18 protein-coding genes and 2 riboswitches are annotated in these 22,668 nt (G+C 47.8%); of the genes, 1 reads left to right on the top strand and 17 read right to left on the bottom strand.

Annotated elements, in window-relative coordinates:
* Positions 1-123: 123 nt before the first annotated feature.
* The 6 genes from HP548_RS15020 to HP548_RS14995 all read right to left on the bottom strand — a co-directional run bounded on the left by HP548_RS15020 (position 124) and on the right by HP548_RS14995 (position 7,774).
* Complete coding sequence (locus HP548_RS15020; protein WP_175382109.1) at positions 124-2,832, bottom strand: PAS domain-containing hybrid sensor histidine kinase/response regulator; 2,709 nt, start codon at positions 2,830-2,832, stop codon at positions 124-126.
* Positions 2,833-3,102: 270 nt separating this feature from the next.
* Complete coding sequence (locus HP548_RS15015; RefSeq protein ID WP_099858626.1) at positions 3,103-3,837, bottom strand: ABC transporter permease; 735 nt, start codon at positions 3,835-3,837, stop codon at positions 3,103-3,105.
* Position 3,838: 1 nt separating this feature from the next.
* Complete coding sequence (locus HP548_RS15010) at positions 3,839-4,555, bottom strand: ABC transporter permease (protein WP_076290621.1); 717 nt, start codon at positions 4,553-4,555, stop codon at positions 3,839-3,841.
* On the bottom strand, positions 4,552-5,466 hold the full coding sequence (locus HP548_RS15005; protein ID WP_099858627.1) for an ABC transporter ATP-binding protein: 915 nt from the start codon (positions 5,464-5,466) through the stop codon (positions 4,552-4,554). The genes HP548_RS15010 and HP548_RS15005 overlap by 4 nt, the downstream gene beginning before the upstream one ends.
* A gap of 83 nt (positions 5,467-5,549) precedes the next feature.
* On the bottom strand, positions 5,550-7,094 hold the full coding sequence (locus HP548_RS15000; protein ID WP_175382108.1) for a HAMP domain-containing sensor histidine kinase: 1,545 nt from the start codon (positions 7,092-7,094) through the stop codon (positions 5,550-5,552).
* A complete protein-coding gene (locus HP548_RS14995) occupies positions 7,091-7,774 on the bottom strand; it encodes a response regulator transcription factor (RefSeq protein ID WP_099858628.1) in 684 nt (227 codons plus the stop codon). Before HP548_RS14995 ends, HP548_RS15000 begins: the two co-directional genes overlap by 4 nt.
* A gap of 217 nt (positions 7,775-7,991) precedes the next feature.
* On the opposite strand from HP548_RS14995, the gene HP548_RS14990 reads away from it, so the two are divergent.
* Positions 7,992-9,746: an alpha-glycosidase gene (locus HP548_RS14990; protein WP_099858629.1), complete on the top strand. Its 1,755-nt coding sequence runs from the start codon at positions 7,992-7,994 to the stop codon at positions 9,744-9,746.
* A gap of 148 nt (positions 9,747-9,894) precedes the next feature.
* On the opposite strand, the gene HP548_RS14985 is transcribed toward HP548_RS14990, so the two are convergent.
* The 11 genes from HP548_RS14985 to HP548_RS14935 all read right to left on the bottom strand — a co-directional run bounded on the left by HP548_RS14985 (position 9,895) and on the right by HP548_RS14935 (position 22,621).
* Positions 9,895-10,407: a PadR family transcriptional regulator gene (locus HP548_RS14985; protein WP_099858630.1), complete on the bottom strand. Its 513-nt coding sequence runs from the start codon at positions 10,405-10,407 to the stop codon at positions 9,895-9,897.
* Between the two features lie 118 nt (positions 10,408-10,525).
* Positions 10,526-11,743, bottom strand: coding sequence for a YhgE/Pip domain-containing protein (locus HP548_RS14980; RefSeq protein ID WP_175382107.1), 1,218 nt, complete (start codon positions 11,741-11,743; stop codon positions 10,526-10,528).
* A gap of 254 nt (positions 11,744-11,997) precedes the next feature.
* A complete protein-coding gene (sdaAA, locus tag HP548_RS14975) occupies positions 11,998-12,942 on the bottom strand; it encodes an L-serine ammonia-lyase, iron-sulfur-dependent, subunit alpha (RefSeq protein ID WP_175382106.1) in 945 nt (314 codons plus the stop codon).
* A complete protein-coding gene (sdaAB, locus tag HP548_RS14970) occupies positions 12,932-13,621 on the bottom strand; it encodes an L-serine ammonia-lyase, iron-sulfur-dependent subunit beta (RefSeq protein ID WP_076290630.1) in 690 nt (229 codons plus the stop codon). The genes sdaAA and sdaAB overlap by 11 nt, the downstream gene beginning before the upstream one ends.
* A 111-nt stretch (positions 13,622-13,732) precedes the next feature.
* A riboswitch (glycine riboswitch) is annotated at positions 13,733-13,874 on the bottom strand.
* A 4-nt stretch (positions 13,875-13,878) separates the two neighbouring features.
* Positions 13,879-14,002: riboswitch (glycine riboswitch) on the bottom strand.
* A gap of 337 nt (positions 14,003-14,339) precedes the next feature.
* Entirely contained in the window at positions 14,340-15,617 is a 1,278-nt protein-coding gene (locus HP548_RS14965) for an MFS transporter (RefSeq protein WP_099858632.1), read from the bottom strand.
* A 28-nt stretch (positions 15,618-15,645) separates the two neighbouring features.
* Positions 15,646-16,743, bottom strand: a complete 1,098-nt coding sequence (locus HP548_RS14960; RefSeq protein ID WP_175382105.1) for a phosphotransferase enzyme family protein — start codon at positions 16,741-16,743, stop codon at positions 15,646-15,648.
* Between the two features lie 227 nt (positions 16,744-16,970).
* A complete protein-coding gene (pstB, locus tag HP548_RS14955; protein ID WP_063566217.1) occupies positions 16,971-17,726 on the bottom strand; it encodes a phosphate ABC transporter ATP-binding protein PstB in 756 nt (251 codons plus the stop codon).
* Positions 17,727-17,738: 12 nt separating this feature from the next.
* Positions 17,739-18,626, bottom strand: a complete 888-nt coding sequence (pstA, locus tag HP548_RS14950) for a phosphate ABC transporter permease PstA (protein WP_063566305.1) — start codon at positions 18,624-18,626, stop codon at positions 17,739-17,741.
* Positions 18,627-18,628: 2 nt separating this feature from the next.
* Complete coding sequence (gene pstC, locus HP548_RS14945) at positions 18,629-19,537, bottom strand: phosphate ABC transporter permease subunit PstC (protein ID WP_099858708.1); 909 nt, start codon at positions 19,535-19,537, stop codon at positions 18,629-18,631.
* A 142-nt stretch (positions 19,538-19,679) separates the two neighbouring features.
* Positions 19,680-20,603 carry a phosphate ABC transporter substrate-binding protein gene (locus HP548_RS14940; RefSeq protein ID WP_076290633.1) on the bottom strand — a complete coding sequence of 308 codons (924 nt, stop codon included), beginning with the start codon at positions 20,601-20,603 and terminating at the stop codon, positions 19,680-19,682.
* Between the two features lie 725 nt (positions 20,604-21,328).
* Positions 21,329-22,621, bottom strand: coding sequence for an arsenic transporter (locus HP548_RS14935; RefSeq protein ID WP_099858634.1), 1,293 nt, complete (start codon positions 22,619-22,621; stop codon positions 21,329-21,331).
* Between the last annotated feature and the right edge of the window lie 47 nt (positions 22,622-22,668).

Here is a 22,668-nt window from a genome sequence, read left to right as displayed (position 1 = left end):
CCATTCAAAGACGGTCCATAACAAAATAATTAAAAATACAAAAACGCCAATAACCTCCTGATTCAGAAGTGTCATTGGCATTTTTGTGTTTGTTTGTTTTTTTCCACCTTGGTAGTACGGGTTTCAGCTTGGTGCAAGCTGAGGTTCATCTGCTGGCCCCCATTGCTGCAATACCCGCTTTAATTCACTTAGCATGATTGGTTTGCTGATGAAGTCACGCATCCCAATTTCCAAACAAGCTTCCTTGTCTTCACGTTTGGCATTTCCGGTTACCGCTATAATAGCTGGAATACGCTCCTGTGGAATTAATCGATGTACAAGGTCTGTCGCTTTGAGTCCATCCATAACAGGCATCTGAAGATCCATAAGGACAATATCATAGGCATTTTGCGAAATGGCTTCAATCGCTTCAACGCCATTGGTACATACATCTGCTTGGTAACCAAGCTTCTCCAGATACTCTGTCAAAATCTTTCGGTTGACCGGGTGGTCCTCGGCAACGAGAATACGGATCGCCACCTTGTCCCCCTGGCGAGTTCGATCATGGCTGAATTGACGTGCAGATTGCTCTGCAGTCGCATCTACGCTTGTAGCAGGCACGGCGAAGCGGAAGGTTGATCCTTTTCCATCTTCACTCTCTACACTGATACTGCCACCCATAATCTCCACGAGCCGCTTCGAGATGACCAATCCAAGACCAGTCCCGCCATATTTGCGGTTAATGACAGGATGCAGTTGAGAGAATGACTGGAACAACTGATCCAGCTTATCTTCTGGAATACCGATCCCCGTATCCTTCACAGCAAAGTCCAGCACACTCGCTTCCGGTCTGCTGCCGCGAATAATATCCACGGTAACATCAATGCTCCCCTGATCCGTAAACTTCAAGGCATTGCTCACCAGATTGACGAGAATTTGCCGAATACGCATCGCATCGCCCACCATAAACTCAGGAATGTCGGGATTGAGACGATATCGGATCTTCAACTGCTTCTCCTCCGCCTTAGACGAGAAAAGTTCTGCAACCTGTTCCAACATGATGCGCAGCGAGAACGGTTCGTAGGCCAGAGCCATTTTCCCGGACTCCAATTTACTGAAATCAAGGATGTCATTCAGGATATTCAAGAGTGCATCGCCGCTCTCACGGATAATCTCGGCGTATTCTCGCTGTTCCTCTGATAAATCCGTTCCAATGAGTAATTCAGTCATGCCTACGATGCCATTCATTGGTGTGCGAATTTCATGACTGACCATGGACAGGAATTCCGACTTAGCCTGCGCCGCAAGTTCAGCAGTTTCCTTTGCGCGCACAATTTCGCGATCACCAGTCACATCATTGAACACGATAACGGCACCACGAATCTGACCTTCATCGATAATCGGTGTAACCTGATATTCCACCAGAAAGCTGGTTCCATCTTTGCGCCAGAACACATCCTCCTTCACTGTACGGCGCTGCCCATCCATCACCGTCATATGAATAGGGCATTCACTTTTTGGAAAATAGCTGCCGTCTGCACGTGAATGATGAATGATAGGATGCGAGTTTTTGCCGACAAACTCTTCCGCTTCGTAGCCGAACATGGAAGCAGCAGCCGGATTCATAAACCTGGTGATGCCATCTGCGTCCAGTCCATAGATGCCCTCTGTAACCGAGTTAAGAATCAGGGCATGCTGTTTGCTAAGCTCCTGGATCTGCTCTGTATAATCCTTACGCTCCGTAATATCAGACAAGATCCCATACACACCCACGAGTTCCTGGTCCACAATGATGGGAACATTAATGATAGACACATCAACCTTACGGCCACTGGAATTCACGATCCGCGTTTCATAATGTTGGGGTTTCCCCTGCTTCACCAGTTCGAAATATGCTTGCCCGCCGTGCACTTCACATTTATCCAAATGCGAAAGAAAGGACTGCCCGATCAATTTGCTTCGAGGTACATCCAGCATTTTGACCAGATTGCGGTTCACTGCCGTATATTTGCCTTCGAGATTCAGCGAGTACACCGCTGCCGGATTATGTTCGAAGAGAGATTTGTAACGTTGACGACTCTCTCTAAGACGTCTTTCTGCATTTTTATGCTGGGTAATATCCCGGCTGACACTGACGATCTGAGTATTCTTGCCCTCTTCTCCGGCCACCGGCTTTGCCAGCGTTTCCATCCAGATGTAGTGCCCCTTCTTATGAAGCACTCGCATCTTGCAGCCATTCCCACTCGACGACATCTCTAGAAGTTCAGGGTAATCCTCAGGATAACAGTAATCCTTCAGGAACTTTCCCGTTACCTCTTCCGGACGATAGCCCAGCAATGAATAGACGGAAGGAGAAACATAAAGCAGCTTGCCGTCCATCGAACTTGTGGTGATTAGATCCTGGGCATGATCAGCCAACATCTGATATTTCTCTTGCGTTTCGTGCAATTTACGTTCGACTTCTACGATTTCGGTTACGTCTCTGGCAATACCGTATATCCCCACGATAACTTCTTGTTCCGTTATGGGTACATACGTAATCTCGGCCTGTTTCAGAGAACCGTCTCTATGATAAAACGTGATCGACTTACTGACTGAATGTCCAGCCAGTACTTCACGAATGTATTCTTTACGTGACTCCTCACTCTCGGGAGGGCAAATCCTATCTCGATTCAAGTTGCGAAGTTCTTCAAATGTATATCCTGAAATCCTCTCAATCGAGGGATTGGCATCAATATAATTTCCATGGATGTCCATCACATATATGGCATCTGGGTGATTAAAAAACAATGATTGGTAAGAACTTCCTTCAGAAATAATGCGCTTCAGGGTTTCCGTTTTATTAATATCCAAGGCTTACCCCTCTTTTCTCAGCCTATATCTTCATCTAACAACCAAAAAATATAATTTCCGGCGAAATGGGCCTACCCTCGAATAACCATGTAAGCCTTCCTAGAAACAGCTTTTTTTATTTTACCAGATTCCAGTTCGAATTTGCTTACAATCTCTTCACCAAAACCATGTATAAACGACAAAAAATCCCCTTTAAGCGACATAGCCCGTCAATAACTGAGGTCTATGTTTGCTTAAAAGGAATTTATTCACAACCAATTTGTGAGAAAATTAAATTTCTTTTTTTCTAAAGTATAACACTCCGATTAAAATGAAAAGAACTGCACTGCCCCCGACCACTGCCAGCATAGTCCCAAGCGGAACATTGTAAGCTCCGAAACCTCCACCTTCAAACGGTGTCATTAGAATCATCGGTTGCGCCCAAGGATAATACGGGCCAAATGTAGCCGAGTTCACGATCAGAATGTTCGGTACGGTCAACGCAAAATTCAATGCCAGCGGTGCGGCAAAGCTGCTCCATACCAAGGAAACGAACATTTGTAGTGCAGCGAGCGGCACACAAGCGAATAGCCCCAGCAGCAGCTTACCTGTAAGCAATCCCCATGGGATGGGATCCGTCATGCCCTGGATCATACCCGCCAACAGGATGGACCCGAGCAACAATAATTGCGTGCCTGCCAGAAGCAAGATCACGATGGTCAGTTTACCTGCATATACGCCCGTACGGGTGAGCGGCAGCACCAGCATTTGTTTCCATCCTCCACCCGCATGCTCGAACCGACAGACGAATGACGTAAATACGCCGGTCAGGATGGGCAGCAATAACAAACCATGCAGAAAGACCATTGAACCCATAAGCACATTCCATTGACCTGATGGTGTGGATAGCAGCCCGATAAGCAGTGCGATCAATGGACTAAGCAGAATCAGAAGCCAGACAGGAGATTTGCCCATTTTTAGTCGTTCAGAGGATAGGATTCGAAAATAAGTAGTTGCAAAACTCATCTTAGGCCACATCCTTCCGGCTAAAGTGCACCATCCCCAGCAGCATGATCAAGAGACCCGAACCTACGCCCAAACCGACATACACGAATGGTGTCGGGCTGGCCCAAGCCATCTGTGCCCAAGCAAGCGGAAAGTACGGTGAGATACTGAGTGCGAACATCCCCATTACTGCGAGTACAATCCCAAGCGTGACGGGAAGAGCCTGATTTTTGTTTACCATTGTAAGCCATAGCTCCAGAGATAACACCGGAAGTGCGCCAGCCAGCGGCAATAAACCCAGCTTGATTGCATGTATCCAAGGGATCTCACCAGCGTCGAATCCAAGCACCAATCCCAGACCAATAATTCCCGCTGTTAATAACAAACAGGAGATGATGAGCAGCATACAAGCGAGCAGGAACTTGGCCAGGTAGACCGCAGGTCTTGTGATCGGCATCGCCAGCAGCTGCTTCCACGAACCCTGTTCATGCTCCACATTTGCGATCATTGAGCTGAGAATCGTCGCCCCCAGCATCAAGGCAAGCGGTACAAAAACAACCACATTATCCAGCAAACTCTCCCACAGATGACCCCCATACTGTTCTTTCAGATAGTCCAAACGAAGCCCGAAATTCAAAGCTTGCATCGCTGTTAGTCCAATGGGTGCCAGGAAAACGAGAAACCAGATACCTTTGCCACGAATTTTGAGCCAATCGGACGATAACGCACGGCCCGTCATACCGTTGCCCCCTCACCGATGACTCGCATGAACAAGTCTTCTAGAGATTGACGGTGCTCTTCCACACGATAGACCGCGTGATCCTGCTCAACCAATCGGCGAACCAGCAATGCAATCGCGCTATTATCCATATACGGGAACGTGAGCGCGGCTCCTTCACGTTGACCGAACTGTCCCTGCTCTCTTGCCAGCTTCATCGCCTCTTCCGGCTCGGAAACCGTCAGTCGAATGGAGCTGCCCGTCTGGCTATGCAGATTGGCGATCGTATCCTGAAGGACCATTTTCCCCTCACGAATAATGCCAACCCGGCTTGCCATCTGTTCCACTTCACTCAGCAAATGGCTCGACACCAGTACGGTGATACCGTGTTCCAGCGGCATGCGTTTGATTAATTCCCGGATCTCCTGGATGCCTGCTGGATCAAGACCGTTCGTCGGCTCGTCCAAAATCAGCAGCTCCGGCTGACCCAACAAGGCACTTGCAATCCCCAGACGCTGTTTCATCCCAAGCGAGTAACCTTTTACGGAACGTTTGGCATCCCGGGTCAGATCCACGATGGAAAGCACTTCGGCAATCCTCGATTTGGGTACATTTAATATCCGGCGCAAGGTTTCCAGATTCTCCACCGCGTTCAGATGTCCATAGTATGATGGATATTCAACCAACGAACCTACACGTCGCAGAATGTCCATGCGATCCTTGCGGATATCCTTGTCGAATACACGGATGACACCTTTGGTTGGCTTGATTAAGCCAAGAAGCATACGAATAGTTGTTGTTTTGCCAGCGCCGTTGGGACCAAGGAAGCCATAAATATCTCCCTTTTTAATATGCAGATCAAGTTCACGGACCGCCGCACGGTCCCGGTATGTTTTCCATAAGTTAGCGGTTTGAATAATGTTGTCTGTCACTGTTTAATCACCTCGGATATCATCGTAACCTTCCAAGGTTAAAGCTGAAGTCGGCTGAAGTTTAAGTTTAGTTTAAAAAAAGGTTAGGGCCTTGGTTTTCCAATACCCACACCACTATAGAGGCACACCCGCAGTCCGTTCTCGGAACTGTCCATCCTCTTCCGCAGACCCATCTCACGAATCAGTAGATCCACGATAGATAACCCCAGACCTGTTCCCTTGGTATCCGAATCTGCCTGCAATCCTGGTCCCCTATCCTGAATAACAAGAGATATCTCCCCATGAATCTGTTCTGTCGATATGCCAATATATTTCCCACTCGCTGCATGACGGATGACATTCTGGAACAGGTTATCGAGAACACGACGCAATCCCTGTTCATCCACCTGCCAAATCAATGGTTCATCCGGCAGATCAATATCAATCTCAAACTGCTCTTTCTCCCACACAGGATACCAGGCTGCTGCCGTTTCTCTGACAATTCGAAGGACGTCCTTCTGTTCCAGCTTCAATGTATATTTTCCGCTGGTGAGCAGGTTGTACGACAACATGTTATCGATCAGTCCGCTCAAGTCATCCATCTTGGCTTCCATACGACGCAATGAAGTATCCGCAGCCGTGCTTAGGGGTTCTTTGTGAAGGGAATGCATATGTCCACGAATGACAGTCAACGGCGTACGCAAATCATGCGATAAGCCTGCGACAAGACGTTTGCGGAGCTGCTCTTCCTCCCGCTCCCGATGACGACTATCTGTCAACTGATGCACCATTTCGTTGAACGATTCCTCCAGATGTCCAATCTCGTCCGATCTGCGAATCTCCACAGGAAGTGGAATGCCTTCCTTGCCCGGCGTGATCATCGCCGTCTGGAGACGGATGAGCCGCTTGCGAATTCGCGCAAAGAACAGGATCGACATGATAATAAATAAGAGGAAAATGATCATCATTAATCCACCCAAATACAAAAGTTCCATAGGCCAGTTGTTCTGCGGCTTTTGCATAAGATACCTCGGAACCTCAATCACCATAAAGCCTTGTCCCTTGTTTTCGCTATCTCCCCCTACAAAAGAAACCACCGTTAGCGGATCACGATAGGACGCTTCCTTCATAAATTCCAGGGTAGTGTTTGAATTCCATATCGCTGGAATCTGGGTCTCTGTTCTCTGATGATTCAACGTCCACTTCAATGTTGTCATTGTTGTTCCATCCACGGTGGTTTCAGACACATCAACATCCTCTCCAGCGAGAATAAATGCCGTTTCACCGTTTTGGTCCACACGGTACATCGAAGATTTGGGATATTTACGGTGCAGCTGTTCCATACGTTGTTTGATTTTTTCAGATGTCGCCCCATCCAGCTTCTCGGATTCCCGGGTCCACAGGTTGCTAATTTTCGTGCTATCGCCATAAGGTGCCGTATTTTCTTTATTTGTATTGTTCACCACCACCACATAGATGATGGATGTAATGGGGAGAACGACCGGTACAAACAAAACCGCTGCCAAGATCAAGAGGATATACCGGGACATCAGGGTCCGTCCAAAACGCATTTTCCGTTTGCCTGTAAGGCTACGTTTCACTACCCTATTCCTATCGGATGGATCGCGCATCGTCGCTTTTTTGCTCATGGCTTCTTCACACGATACCCAACACCGCGAACGGTTTGAATGATAGTTGGGTTCGCCGGATCACGCTCCAGCTTCTCGCGCAGATGCCGAATATGTACCATTAATGTCTTGTCCCCATCCAGATAAGGCTCGTTCCAAACGGCTTCGTAGATCTGTTCCTTGGTTCGAATCATGCCCATATGCCTGAGCAGGTAGGCGAAGATATGAAACTGTTTGCCTGATAAAATAATTTCTTCCCCCGTCTCCTCATTCACGATCCGGTGATCCTTCTCGTAGATGGACAAGTGGTCCAGTTTTACCACAGTATCGGCCGAGATTGCAGTTCCTGCCTTTCGAAGCTGGACTTCAATCCGTGCGGCGAGTTCATCGGGATGGAATGGCTTGGTTACATAATCATCGGCAAAATCAAGCCCATGCAGCTTATCGTCAATGGACGTTCTGGCCGAAAGCATGACAATGGGTACTTCGGGATGTTCCTTTTTGAGTCGCTGTCCTACCGTAAATCCATCCAGCCCCGGCAGCATGACATCCAGAATAACCAACGAACAACCCCCGGCAGCCTCAGCCGCACCTTCACCACTTCCGAGCCATACCACTTCATATCCGCGCTCCTCCAAGTCGGCCCTAACCCATGTAGCAATTTCCGTATCGTCTTCAATGTATAACAGTTTCGTTTTCATGCGCGCATTCGTTTCCTTTCTGCACCCTTTGGGTTAATTATATATTTGAAACATAATGAAGTATCTTGTTTATATAAAATGTACGAATGATAATCACACGGCCATTGATATCCTTTTATTTTAAATTATACCTTAATCATCCGCTTCGCATAATTCTGCATCGAATGCTGCGACTTGCTCACATAATACATGTGTATACGACGGGAGGAAATTCATTATGCTGCTGGAAGCCATCTTTCATCAACCGAAACGGAACTGGGCCTACGCCTACGATAAGGATACCATTCGTCTGCGTTTGCGTGCCAAAAAGAATGATCTCACCGAGGTATATGCCCTGACTGGCGACAAATACGCCTGGGATCGCACCAAAGAGCTGGTTCCTTTAACCAAATATACATCCGATTCCATGTTCGATTATTATGAGGGGCAAGTAAAACCTCCGTATCATCGGCTGAAGTATTCCTTCCTGCTGAAAAGCGGTACAGAACAGATCTGGATGACCGAGACGGATTTCCAAACGCATGAACCCGACGATCCTGGTCACATGTTCCAGTTTCCATATATCCACCCCGGAGCTGTATTTACACCGCCTGCATGGGTGAAGGATGCGATCTTCTATCAGATCTTCCCTGAACGATTCGCAAATGGCAACCCTGACCTCAATCCAGAACATGTGGAACCCTGGGGTGGTGAGCCAACCCCGTTTAACTTCTTCGGAGGTGATCTGCAGGGCGTCATCGACCATCTGGATTACCTTGAAGAGTTAGGCATTAATGCCATTTATTTTACACCGATCTTCGAGGCAACTACCAATCACAAATACGATACCGAAGATTATCTGCGAGTAGATCGTCATTTTGGTGATGCAGATACGGTTAAACGGCTTGTTGAGCTGTGCCATGCACGCGGAATCCGGGTGCTATTGGATGCGGTGTTCAATCATTCTGGTAAGACCTTTGCGCCGTTTGTCGATGTGCAGAAGAACGGGGAGAAGTCCAAATATAAGGACTGGTTCCATGTGCATGAATTCCCGCTGGACGTGAAGGATGGCATTCCTACGTATGAAACTTTTGGATTCGAAGCTCATATGCCGAAGCTGAACACGGAAAATCCGGAGGTGAAGGCGTATTTGCTAGAGGTGGCCGAATACTGGATCAAGGAAGTGGGTACCGACGGCTGGCGGCTGGATGTCGCGGATGAAGTGGATAATGCGTTCTGGCGCGACTTCCGCCGTGTAGTGAAGGCTGCGAATCCGGATGCCTATATCTTGGGTGAGGTATGGAATGAGTCCTCCTCCTGGCTGCAAGGTGATCAGTTCGATGCCTCGATGAACTATCCATTTACGGAAGCCGTAAATCGTTTCTTTATAAAAGATGCCATGCACGCCGAACAGTTTGCGAACTCGATCGGTCGACAACTGTCCCGCTATCCGCTGCAAGCCAGCGAAGTGGCGTTCAATCTGCTGGACAGCCACGATACACCACGGCTACTCACCTTATGTGAGGGCGACCAGCGGAAGATGAAACTGGCTGCGCTGTTCCAATTCACTTATATGGGTACTCCGTGCATCTATTACGGAGACGAGATTGGGCTGGACGGAGAGCATGATCCCGGTTGTCGGAAATGTATGGAGTGGGATGAGACGAAGCAGGATCGCGAGCTGTTCACCTTTTATCAAAAGCTAATTGCACTTCGCCATGCCCATCCTGCCCTGCGTGCAGAAGGCAGCATTCGATTCCTGCAGGCCCGTGAAGGCGGAAGCCAGCTTGTGATGGAACGACAGGATGAGGAGGAGCGTATTCTGATCCTCTTCAATCGTTCGGAAGAAACAGCTATCGTCGAGCTCGAAGCGGGTGCCGGGGAATGGACGGAGTTATTTGGCGAGAATTATCGTACAGCCAAGGAAGAGGGAATCCTCGCCGTTGAGCTGCCCGCATATGGATATGTTGTACTAAGTACAGATATCACGTAGCTTCTTAATTTTATTGTTTCCTTACAATTCCAACGCATTGCAAGCAACGCCGAATAAGCGCTCACAGACCTGTTACTGATCTGTAGAGCGCTTTTCTGTGTTATGGATGGATCGTCAATTGATTTAATGACACGGATACTATAGAAAGCTACTGAGGGGCGGCCAGCTGTTCCTTGAGCAATCGGATGGTAGCCTCATATTGCACAAGCCCCACTTGCATACACAAACGCTGTGCAGGTGAGATCTGTTCACCAAATTGCCTCATCTGGCGCTGCAGCTCGGCATACAGCAATTCTTTACGATTCAGCTCCGACCGGACCCACCCTGCGACAGTATCTTCATCCGCCAGCTCTCCGAAATACAGACGCATCAGAAAATCAGAACGGAACACCTCTGCTTCCAAGGGACTCATCAAATAGGTATTGAACTCCGCAGACCCTTCCGGGGTTAAGGTATACACATTTTTGTCAGGTTTCCCTTCCTGTCTAACGGATTCTTTGGTCAATAACCCCGACTTTTCCATCTTCGCAAGTGTGGGATAAATGGTGCCAAAGCTGGCATCGAAGAAAAATGAAAAATATTGTTCAAAGTACTGCTTGATCTCATATCCGGAACATGGCTGATTGTGCAGTATTCCGAGGATGACATGCTGCGTGTTCATCGGTGTACCGCTCCTTTCCAATTGCTCTTAACGTATCACATCCTCCCTTATACGTTCAACATCATCAGACGTTCACGGATTGGCTAATCCGGCAAAAGGATGCTTATCTTTATCCATGTTATCCACGATCAGGTGAAGGCAGGTTTCCAGTCAGAGGGACAGGTGTCGCAGCAGACTTGGACTCCAAAGGTATGCCGGATTGTGCAGGACCTGAGCGTTTGATCCACGTGCACACCGCTCCCAGAACCAACGTCGCCGCTCCAATCACTACGAGAAGCAGAACATCATGACTAATCCCATCTCCGCCAAGCACCAGGTTCATCATGCCCTCCACCGCGTAGGTTGCCGGCAGATAATGACCGATCTGTTGATAGAAGTCAGGCATGACATCGCGCGGAATGGTTGCCCCTGATGACAACATCAGCAGAGGCAACAAGGCACTGTTTAACCATGCTCCAGCATTTCCAAGCAGCAGCAAGCTCAATTGCGCCACGAATAGAAAAGATAAAGTAATCAACAACTGAAATAGCCATAATATCCACCAGCCATCTGCTGAAGATACACCCATAACATGCATCATCCCTGCTCCAACGAGCGATACGATAAATGCAGCACCAACATTGATGATATTGCGCGCCCAAAAGCGTTCCCATTTTCCTACCCTGCTACTGAGTTCACCAGAAACCTTTTGCAGATTCATGCCAAGCAGCATTGCACCTGTAAACGTAGCTGTCACAATCAACATTGGTACCATGGAAAAAGCAAAATTGTTAACTGGATTCAGCCGTTCCACTTCTGCCTCCACCCGGGAAGATAACCCCACTGCCATCGTATTCGCCTGATCGGCAGCCATACCTGATTGATTCAGCACTCCCCGAATGCTGTTTTGCTGTACTTCACGGTTCAACGTCGCTGTGACTTGTGCGGATACGGTTTGCATCACACTTTTTACGGTAGCCACGTTGGATTCATTCATCACATACTTCACCGCTACTGGACCCGACAAGTCTCCCGCCTGCTGCATGAAACCGGATGGAATCTCGATAATCATGTATACATCCCGGTCCGTTAACATCTGTCTGGCTTCTTCCATAGTTGACGAAGGTTTAATCTCGAAATGAAGACCCGTTGCAAGAGACTTTGCCACTGGCTCCGCCGCAGCGCCATCTTCATTTACGATAGTTACTGCAAGCTGATTCATCCGTGCATTTACCTGATCATACCCACTAAGCCAAATGGTATTAAAAAAAACCTGGAACAATACGGCTGTAATTAACCCGACTACTGTAGCTCCATTTTTCAAAAACAGAAGACTCGTTTTAAAAACACTTTTCATGTTACCCATCTCCTTAAGTTCTATAACTTTTTCTCTGTCCTATATATATCGTATTGATATATGACAATTAATAATATATCTAATCGATATATAAACGTCAATACCTATTTTTCTTTGTGGCAAAAGCAAAAAAAGCCGATACGCTTCTTCACCAGGAAGAATTCGTATCGGCTTTTCGTATCAAGATGGGAGCTCATCACCTTTTTTTATATTAAAAGGCACACCAAGTTAAAATTGATTTCAGGCCAAAGGCGTTATGCCTTGGCTTCTGGCTCATTTTCAGCAGGAGACTCAGCTTCAGTCTCAGGCTCCGCACGCTTCGCCTTCGGTTTAGCAAGCTTCTCCATCATTTTCCGTCCTGTCGGTGTTTGGGCAAGCCCACCTTGGGCCGTTTCACGGTGCCTACTCGGCATCGCACTGCCCACTTCCAGCATGACATCAATGACTTCGTCAGAAGGAATGGCACTTCGTACCCCGGCCAGCGCCATGTCGGCCGCAGCCAGCGCAGTTACGGCACCCAGTCCGTTACGGACGATGCAAGGGATTTCCACGAGGCCTGCGACAGGATCGCAGATGAGCCCTAGTGTATTTTTTAACGCGAGGCCAACTGCATGAACCACTTGCTCCGGCGTCCCTCCACGCAGCTCCACCATGGCTCCAGCGGCCATACCGATGGCAGAACCCACTTCAGCCTGACAGCCACCCTCGGCACCCGAGATAAATGAATTGTTGGCAATCACATAACCGATCGCTCCCGCACAGAACAGACCGTTCACCAGATGCTCGTCACTCCAGCCAAAACGCTCCTGTGAGCTGATAAACACACCCGGAATGATGCCGCAGGAGCCAGCTGTCGGTGTGGCTACAATCCGGCCCATCGAGGCATTCACTTCCGATACACAAAGGGCATACGCCATGGCCAGTGCAGAGGCATCTCCAGAACAAGTCTCGCCTTTACGAATGTACTCAGCCATTTTTTTGCCGTCTCCGCCAGTCAAGCCGCTACGTGATGTCGTATCTTCTGTCAGCCCTTTGTGTACAGCTTCCTTCATCACCTGATAGTAATCCGACATCTGCCGTACAACATCCGCTTTCGGGATATTCGTCTCCTGAACCTGCTCTTCGATCATCAGCTCGGCAATGGTCTTGGACTCTGCTGTGCAGATGGTATTCAGTTCATGTAGATGTTTAAACCGCATCAGGCTCGACCCCTCTCTTCAAATCAATCACGCGAATGTCCAGCATATGATCCAGCGACCGCAGACGGTTCAACATCTCAGGATTCGGCACACCATCCATCTCCATCGCTGTCAGTGCTTCACCATCCCGGGCTTTCCGATCCACTTGCATGTACCCGATGTTCACCCCGGACGAACTGATAGTGGAGGTTACCGAAGCGAGCACCCCTGCTTTGTCCGAATGGCGCAGTACAAGTGTGGGGAACTCTCCGCTGATCTGTACACGAAAATCATTCAATGCATGCACCGATACACTACCACCGCCGATGGAAGCACCGATTAGTGAGCATTGACGGTCTCCATGCCAGAGTTCAATCTTGACCGTATTCGGATGAGGAGCAGGCAGGCCGCTTGTGAAAAACTCTACCTCCATACCCGCTTCCTCTGCATATTGTTCTGCATCCGGTATACGTGGATCATCAGTCACATAATCAAGCAGGCCACCGATCAACGCAAGATCCGTACCATGCCCCTGATACGTATCAGCAAACGAGCCGTACAGAGTTAAACGGGCGCGTTCAGGCGTGCATCCCAGCCACTGACGGGCAATTCGCCCCAATCTTGCCGCTCCAGCCGTATGTGAACTTGATGGACCTGTCATGGACGGACCAATAATTGAAAAAACGTCTTTAAAACGCATCGCAAACCCTCCATTTATAATCGTCATTTTCATCCAGACGTACACCCATAATGTTCCTTTATTACTGAATGATGACATAAGAAAAGGACAGAAGAAGGCCCTAGGCCCTCTCTCTGTCCTCGATACCTGAGAGTTTCATGATAAGCAGCGCGGCGAATCGATGCATCCCTGTATTCACAGGTGATGTCACCCTGCACACCGTGCTGCTTGATCATATACCCCTTGGGTGGCGCAGTTCGCGCACTCTCCAGAGTTGCGTCCAACGATGGTACATTTACCTGAGAGATTAACCGCTGCGCCGGGTGCGTAGCAGCTTGCTCCTTCGGTGCCCGACAGCTGCCATTTTACTCGACATGCCCAGGTCTCTCCCGCTCGCTATCATTCGCTGTATGGAACCATTCTGATCTTGTACCAGAACGATAATTGAAGTTTTTAATACTTTCTCATTAAGATTAATCGACCGGAAGATCAGTGTCAACAAACTTAACGATTTCTTTGCGAATATTTGCTTATTCCCATTTTATACACAAGATAAACGAATAAACTGTAAACTTTCATCACATGAATGTGTTAATGCGTTTCATCTCGAAAGCGTATACATTTTTCATTTTCTATCAGCCATTATCTGTGTTTAATACTATTTATGTTATGTTCCACTGAACGGTTCGGGTATTCAGGCAACCTTTATTCTGTACTAGAATTGCCGTATTTCTGCCTGTCACCCCACCATCGCCTTGGGCTTCGCCGGTTCATCGTAATACCTGCTTCGGGAAGGAAACATGCTCGTCACCCACAATCCCAACGCAGCTAACAGCATGACCCCAGATACAACTGTATATACCATACGAAGCGACAACTGCTCTGCTATTACCCCTGCAATCAAAATGGAAGCCACCTGCAACACACTTAACACAAGTCCAAGTACACTACTCATTCGCCCCATCAGATCGACAGGGATATTATTTTGATAAAAGGTAACCAGGCCGGTATTCGCCAGTGCGGAGCACAGACCGAGCAGAATAAAGGCAACAGCCGCCAGTTCAAACGAGAATGAACGGGCGAACAGGAAATAACCAAGCGCAACCAGAAGTACACCGCCACCCATCATGTGACGGACCGGCAAATGTTTGGCGAACATCCAAACCAGCATGGAACCTGCCAAATAACCGATTCCGGTGATACTCATTAATGCTCCGTACTGTGATTCAGGCAGGTTCATCACCTGACGGATAAACACCACTTCCTGAGCATCCAGCGACATGCCGACCACCAGAATAATCTGGAACAGGGCATATATACCGACAACGTAGCCCGACTTTCGGCTGAAGCTCAGTACAGCTCTCCAATCCTGGGCAATCATCCGAGGTGTCAGTCTGCTTCCCGTCCCTATATTCTGTTCTCCAAAGCCCAGTTTGGGAAGAAACATTAGAATCAACGCAGAAGCAGCAAAGGAAACCGCATTGGCATAAATGGCTGCTGCCGGAGATAAATATATCAGCATCACTCCTGCAACTGCCGGGCCGGTAATAAATGCCCCTGAGCTGATCAAAGCTTGTAGGGAATTAAAGCGCTTGCGCCGTTCAGCAGGTACCAGCCGGGTAATGTATACCTGAGAGGAAGGGACAAATATAGATGAGGACATGCTGATCAGAAACATCACTGCGTACATCATCCATAGACTGGACATCAGTGGCAGCATCGCCACCAGCATCGCCCGTAGCATATCGGCACCAATCATCAACTGCCGCTGATCATAACGATCAATCAGGCTGCCTGACCAAAACTTAGTGCACACCGAAGCAATCGGCGAGATAATCCACAACCCTGCGACTGCCGCTGGAGACTGTGTCATATTCAATACCATCAGGTTAATCGCCACAATATATATGAAATCACCCAGATTGGATATGCCCACTCCGCTAAGTAGCAATCCGGCATGCTTCCAGCCACCACACTGCCCTTTCGATGCAACTCTCTTTGCACGAATGTTCTTCATAGCGCTACCCACCCACTAGAAATCACAATTATAACTCATAGAAAATACTCTCGTTCTGTACATATGGTTTGCAAAATTTGCTGCATATAAGAGGCATTCGCTCTTTCATCCATTCGTACCTGGACTCATTCTCCATCTGGAATGCAAAATAGCCAAACGTAAAAATCAGCATGAATCCTTCTATTAATCGAATATCACGCTTCGTTAGTGGTCCTGTCTGCTCCGTATAACCCGATAGGAAGACACCCCGTTCCTCCCGATTGAAAATCGTAGCCGCACCTCCGGCATCAAAGAGATAGTAGCCATAACCGTATAAACAAAAATCAATCATGGAAATGCCCTGATCCGTAACTAACAGATTGCCGCGGGTAATATCTCCGTGAATTACTCCCCATGTCTCGGCATTGTGCGGATACGTTTCGAGTTGTCTGTTAATGTTCTCAAACGTCTCACGAATCAGATCGAAATCCTCAGGAGTAAAGATGCCACGTCTAACGCCTTCCTCCAATTGCTCCAGCATGACCAGATTCTCTTTGATCGAACCATAGGCTGGTCGTACTTCCGTTTGCTTCAAGGTAGGGTTATCGCTATCGGTATACATCTCTGAGATGATCGCCTTATCAGCATGCTGTTCACGGTCATTCATCTGCTGCCCGCTTTCAGACTTCAGTGAACCCACCTGTGGCTCAGGAGCTCCCGTTGGTCGTCGTCCATATTGGTGCAATATCTGCAACTGTACACCCAAATCATGAATCTGCGCTGTCGTCAGATGTTCTCCCTGCTTGATATCCCTGCCCTCAATCCATTCCAGAACGGTACAACAGATCTCTTCTCCTGTTTCGTCCAAACAGACAGTGACCCAATCATCCAATGTATTGCGTACAGGTATCTGCACTCGCAATGGGCTGGTAGCCCGTAATTCATGAAGTAGATTCATCTCCGCTTCAAGTGCAGGTCGTGTATGCTGGATTCCCGTCATGCTTGCAAAAGCGGCTTTATGTATTCGCAATAGATACTTCTGTCCGGTTGATTCATCAACCACCTGATACGTTAGATTTTCATTATGTCGGATAAAGGAAATTGCAGGCTTTTCTATGGAATAATGCGAGATAATTTCAGTTGCCATGGTGTCATGGGAAATCTTATGGGTAGTTATGATCCACATCTCCTTCTCTTATCAAATTAAAGGCAGTGTTTACAAATATCGTAGCATGATTGTTTTTATTTTGGCAAACTATTCCATATGTAGAATGATGTAAAAAAGCATAACCCCCGAACGACCTCGCCCGAGTGTTATGCTTCCTTCTATCTCTATAAATCTATCTCGATCTCATACTCCATCCAATGTAACAATTAACCGAAACGTCCCATAATATATTCTTGTGTCAGACGATTGTCCGGGTTGGTGAAAATATGTTCCGTATCTCCGTGCTCAATCATGCTTCCCAGATAAAAATAAGCCGTATAATCCGAGATGCGTGCCGCCTGCTGCATATTATGGGTAACAATCACGATCCGCAACTCCTTCTTGAGCTCCGAGATCAACTCCTCCACCTTACCCGTAGATACCGGGTCAAGCGCAGATGCCGGCTCATCGAGCAGCAAAATCTGCGGATCAACCGACAACGCGCGGGCGATACAGAGCCGTTGCTGTTGTCCACCCGAAAGGGCCAGGGCAGATTCATTCAGTCTGTCCTTCACTTCGTCCCAGAGCGCAGCGCGGCGCAAGCTTTTTTCCACAATTTCATCTAGTGCCTTCTTGTTCTTGATACCGCGGTAGCGGGGGCCAAACGCGATATTGTTGTAGATAGACTTGTGGAAAGGATTCGGCTTCTGCCAAACCATGCCGATCTTCTGGCGAAGCTTGATTACATCTGTGCCCGGCTCATTCAGATCATTGCCATCCATCCAGATATGTCCCTCCGTGCGAGAACCGGCAATCTCGTCGTTCATTCGGTTGAGCGATCGTAGGAACGTGGATTTACCACAGCCGGATGGTCCAATGAGTGCCGTTACACTGGCTTCGGGAAAAGTCAGGCTGATCTGCTTAACTGCCTGAAAATGCCCATAATATATGCTTAACTGTTCCGTACCAAAAGGTATGGCCATGTTGGTTCCTCCTTATTTCGAAGCTGTCATGCGGCGGTAAACCACCCGACCGATCCAGCGTGCACTTAGATTGAACGCCAGTACAAGAAGTACAAGCACGGCTGAAGCGCCAGCTGCTACTTCTTTGGAATCCGGGCCAATGCCTTCACTGTTTACTTTCCAGATGTGCACAGCCAGTGTCTCTGCCGGACGCAATGGATTGATCGGCGACCTAGGACTCGTTGGATTCCAGTCCGTGAAGTCCAGCGGTGGACTACTCATACCCGCTGTGAACATCAGGGCTGCTGCTTCACCGAAGATCCGGCCCGATGCCAGGATCGTACCCGTGATCAAGCTTGGCAATGCCACAGGCAGCAGAATGGAGGTAATAATTTTCCATTTTGACAATCCGAGTGCAAGACCCGCTTCCTTCTGCTCTTTCGGAACGGCCCGGAACGCTTGCTCTGTTGTCCGCACCATAAGTGGAAGATTGAATATAGCCAAGGCCATGGCACCCGATAATAAGGAGAATCCAAGACCAAATGTATTAACAATTAACAAGAGTCCGAACAAACCAATAACGATAGATGGGAACGAGGATAACACTTCGACAACGAGTCGAATAAAACTTGTGATCCGGCCCGGCTTGGCGTACTCAGCCATATAAATACCGCCGCCCCATCCGAGCGGAATTGTAATAATCAAGGTCAGAACAAGCAGGAATATTGAGTTGAATAATTGCGGTCCAATCCCGCCTCCACCTTTGAGCAGCTGTGGTGCACTGGTCAGGAAGTGCCAGTTAATCTGTCCGATCCCACGTACCAGAATGAAGCCAAGCAAACCGAGCAAGAGAACAACAATGAACAGCGCCAGAACAACGATAACGGATGTGGCAACTTTATCTACCGTTTTAGCCTTCATTTTCATACTCGGTTCCTCCTTTCAAGCAGGCGAACCAGAATGACGAAGACAAAGGTCATCACCAGCAGGACAAGCGCCATACTCCACAGTGCATTATTATGAACAGATCCCATGGTGGTGTTACCCATACTCAGGGTGATTACACTCGTTAACGTTGAAGCGGATTCGAGCAGTGATGTCGGTACATGCGGTGCATTCCCGATGACCATCTGTACGGCAAGAGCTTCACCAAATGCGCGAGCCATACCGAGTACAATCCCTGTCAATAAAGCTGGAAGAACGGTCGGGATAATGACACGGTAGATCGTTTGCCAGCGAGTTGCCCCCAATGCGTAGGAGGATTCACGCAGACCTTTCGGCAGTGCAGACAGCGCATCTGCCATAATGCTTGTTACGGTAGGCAAAATCATAACAGACAGAACCAAACATCCGGCTGCAATCCCGACGCCGGCTCCGCCAAACATGCTGCGCAATAAAGGAACGATCACACTGAGACCGATAAACCCGTATACAACGGAAGGAATACCGGACAGCAGCTCAATCGCAGGTTGCAATATCTTTTTACCTTTACCCGGTACAATCTCGGTCATGAAGAGCGCTGCACACAAGCTAAGTGGACTTGCAATCAGAGCTGCAAGCAATGTTGTTATGAATGAACCGGTAATGAACGGCAACGCTCCGTAGGCAGCGGGTTCCCCCGTTGGATTCCACGTTTTTCCGGATAAAAATTCGCGTAAACTTACGCCATTCTGGAAAAAGGTCGACAAGCCTTTGGACGCTACAAAATAAACGATGGAAAACATGACAACGATCAGGAAAACGACACAAATCGACGTATAGATCCGTCCCGTCCACTCTTCCCAATAATGCTTCTCTCTCAAGGGCCGGCGTGGTTTCAACTTGTTGTTCATTACCGTTCCCCCTTCGGTCTGTTCCATAACAACCATCCTTCTATAGTAGAATTCATGCAAAATATGGGATTAATCCAGAGCAAACCGCGCAAAGAGGCAGGACCTGGGTCCGCCTCTCTCGCTGTATGCGCAAGTTCAAAGATTATTGAGTCACAGTGCCTGCTGCGTCACGTTTTACTTTCATGCCGGATACCGGGATGTAGCCAAGCTCCGTCACGTCGTTTTGTTGAATTTCGTCACTCAGGATGTAGTCGAGGAATGCTTTTGTTGCTGCATCCGGATCACCTTTAGTGTACATGTGCTCGTAAGCCCATACCGGATAAGTTCCTGCTTCTACGTTCTCAACCGTTGCTTCTACACCTTCGTATTTCAAAACTTGCAGGCTGTCATCCAGATAGGACAGAGCCAGGTAACCAATAGCGCCAGGCGTTTCAGCTACGAGCTTTTTAACTGTACCAGAGGAATCTTCCTGAATGGAACCTTGGATATCTTCTACTTTTGTTCCCAGAGCAAAGTTCTCGAATGTTGCACGAGTACCGGAGCTGCTAGGACGGTTTACGATAACGATCGCTTGATCTGCACCGCCAACATCTTTCCAGTTTGTGATTTTACCAGAGAAAATGTCGATCAGTTGTTGCTTCGTCAAATCTTGTACACCCGCATCTTTGTTGCTTACTGGAGCAATGGCTACAACAGCCACTTGGTGATCTTTCAGTTCGCTTACTTTTGCTGCGTCATCGATTTTCTCTTCTGCAAATACGTCAGAGTTACCGATTGTAGCTTGTCCGTCAGATACTTGTGTCAAACCAGTACCACTACCGCCGCCTTGCACTTGTACTGTTACGTTCTTATATTCATCAACTGCCATAAATTTTTGTCCAGCTTGCTCTACCAGAGGTTGCAGTGCTGTTGAACCAACAGCCAGAATGTTACCGCTAAGTTCAGTAGCAGTTTCTCCTGCGGAATTATTGCTTCCCTCTGTACCAGCGTCATTTTTTGATCCGCATGCTGCGAGAACCAGTACGAACGTTAAGGTCATCAAAATGAACGGCAACTTTTTAAACATGTTTTGTTTTCCTCCCCCAATTTAGTGACGGTGATTTGGCTTTTATTTTTGTTCACCATCAACTCTTTATTCATTGTAGTTTCGTTATGTCATCTCAAAATCAATGTTTTGTAAACGCAATGTTAAAAATGTTTACTGTGGATTGAAATACATCTGGGACAAATTGCGCTGAAGTGGCAGCTCCGGAAACGGACGTTGTTTCAAACCGTATTGTGTCCAGATTTTCATGAAGATTTTACACATTACTAAAATAAATTTTAAATAAATCACTCTGAGTGGCCGTTCCGGTTACGGATCGTTCTTCCGATCGCTGTTGTCTCCAATTTTTTTTTATCTGATATGTCTAATGTTAAAACTCGGAGACAAAGGCGAACGCTCCCGCTTCTTCAGAATCGATTCCGTCCCCTCCACTACGTTCGGTGTTTTAAAATTCTTACACAGAATACGCTTCGCTTTTACACAATCGTTCCGTTCCCTGCGCTGTGTCAGCGCTGGTTGTGTCTCAGGCATTTTAATCCTCAGCCTGGGGGAAGGTAAAAAAAGAAGGCCAGCTCTATAGAAGGCTGGCCTTTATGTACATGCTTTAATGTAGAAAGAGAATTTGTTTCTTCTATAGAAGAAACAAAAAAACTGCCTCATAGCTAGTAGGTAGCACCAGCGTATGAGAGCAGCTTTTTACAATAAGTTAGATCATATCATAATTGTGAATGTAAAATGCGATTTTACTAACCCAGAATCCATAGCCATAACGCTAATCCGGCCAAGGTGATTAATAGTGTGGGGATAGTTAAGATGATGCCTGCCTTGAAATAATATCCCCAAGTAATTTTTACACCTTTGCGGGACAGCACATGCAGCCACAGTAATGTGGCAAGTGAACCAATTGGCGTCATTTTGGGACCCAGATCGGAACCAATCACATTGGCATAGATCAGCGCCTCACGCACAATACCTTCGGTGTGTGCACCCTGAATCGCGAGTGCGTTAATTAACACGGTGGGCAGATTGTTCATTACAGATGATAATATCGCAGCGATCATGCCCATTCCCACTGAGGCAGCCAACAAACCATGGTCTGCGATGGCATCTAGCCAACGGCTCAAATGATCGGTTAAGCCGGCATTACGCAGCCCATACACCACGATATACATGCCCACCGAGAACACGACAATGGACCATGGTGCTTCTTTGATCACGCGTTTCAGATCCACAGCTTCGCTCTTTCTTGCCAATATAGCGAACAAAAGAGCTACGGCACCTACGATAACCGATACGGGAATCGGCAAAAACTCACTGGAAGCATAGGCCACGAGCAGCAGCACCAGCATGAACCAGGCGATGCGGAACATCCGCGGATCACGAATAGCTTCCCTGGGATCACGTGCTGCAGAGATATCGTAGCGAAGCGGGATGCTTTTGCGATAAAACAAGAACAACATCCCTGTACTTGCCACGATGGAAAAGAGATTGGGTACGATCATCCGCACCGCATATTCCACAAATGTAATACCAAAATAATCCGCAGATACGATATTCACCAGGTTGCTGACGACCAGCGGCAACGACGTTGTATCCGCAATAAATCCACTAGCCATAACAAAAGCAAGCACCATGCGCTCATCGAACTTCAATGCACGTACCATCGCAAGCACAATCGGGGTAAGGATTAGCGCTGCACCATCATTAGCGAAGAGAGCCGACACCGCCGCTCCGAGCAAAATGGAATAGATAAAGAGCCTAAGTCCATTTCCTCCTGCCAACCTTGCCATATGAAGAGCGGCCCATTCGAAGAAACCTGTCTCATCGAGTATTAATGAAATCATAATAATGCCGACAAAAGCGAGCGTTGCATTCCATACAATGGATGCCACATCAGAGGCGTCATTCAGACTGACGACACCACACATCAATGCTAGCAAAGCCCCACCCATGGCGGACCAACCAATACCTAATTCACGTGGTTGCCAGATAACCAATGTGATGGTCAGTACAAAAATCAGAATTGCTACATATGTCATAAAGCCTCCTGCGCCGATATATTCATCATGTTTTGGAGCATGATATG

It is taken from the genome of Paenibacillus taichungensis (assembly GCF_013359905.1).
GTDB classification, from domain to species: Bacteria; Bacillota; Bacilli; order Paenibacillales; family Paenibacillaceae; genus Paenibacillus; species Paenibacillus taichungensis.
This window is presented reverse-complemented; position numbering and strand designations above follow the sequence as displayed.

Coding starts and splice junctions, on each gene's coding strand:
- HP548_RS15015 (WP_099858626.1), bottom strand. CDS start 3,837: ATGAGTTTTGCAACTACTTATTTTCGAATCCTATCCTCTGAACGACTA.
- HP548_RS15010 (WP_076290621.1), bottom strand. CDS start 4,555: ATGACGGGCCGTGCGTTATCGTCCGATTGGCTCAAAATTCGTGGCAAA.
- HP548_RS15000 (WP_175382108.1), bottom strand. CDS start 7,094: ATGAGCAAAAAAGCGACGATGCGCGATCCATCCGATAGGAATAGGGTA.
- HP548_RS14995 (WP_099858628.1), bottom strand. CDS start 7,774: ATGAAAACGAAACTGTTATACATTGAAGACGATACGGAAATTGCTACA.
- HP548_RS14990 (WP_099858629.1), top strand. CDS start 7,992: ATGCTGCTGGAAGCCATCTTTCATCAACCGAAACGGAACTGGGCCTAC.
- HP548_RS14985 (WP_099858630.1), bottom strand. CDS start 10,407: ATGAACACGCAGCATGTCATCCTCGGAATACTGCACAATCAGCCATGT.
- HP548_RS14980 (WP_175382107.1), bottom strand. CDS start 11,743: ATGAAAAGTGTTTTTAAAACGAGTCTTCTGTTTTTGAAAAATGGAGCT.
- sdaAA (WP_175382106.1), bottom strand. CDS start 12,942: ATGCGGTTTAAACATCTACATGAACTGAATACCATCTGCACAGCAGAG.
- sdaAB (WP_076290630.1), bottom strand. CDS start 13,621: ATGCGTTTTAAAGACGTTTTTTCAATTATTGGTCCGTCCATGACAGGT.
- HP548_RS14965 (WP_099858632.1), bottom strand. CDS start 15,617: ATGAAGAACATTCGTGCAAAGAGAGTTGCATCGAAAGGGCAGTGTGGT.
- HP548_RS14960 (WP_175382105.1), bottom strand. CDS start 16,743: ATGGCAACTGAAATTATCTCGCATTATTCCATAGAAAAGCCTGCAATT.
- pstB (WP_063566217.1), bottom strand. CDS start 17,726: ATGGCCATACCTTTTGGTACGGAACAGTTAAGCATATATTATGGGCAT.
- pstA (WP_063566305.1), bottom strand. CDS start 18,626: ATGAAGGCTAAAACGGTAGATAAAGTTGCCACATCCGTTATCGTTGTT.
- pstC (WP_099858708.1), bottom strand. CDS start 19,537: ATGAACAACAAGTTGAAACCACGCCGGCCCTTGAGAGAGAAGCATTAT.
- HP548_RS14940 (WP_076290633.1), bottom strand. CDS start 20,603: ATGTTTAAAAAGTTGCCGTTCATTTTGATGACCTTAACGTTCGTACTG.
- HP548_RS14935 (WP_099858634.1), bottom strand. CDS start 22,621: ATGACATATGTAGCAATTCTGATTTTTGTACTGACCATCACATTGGTT.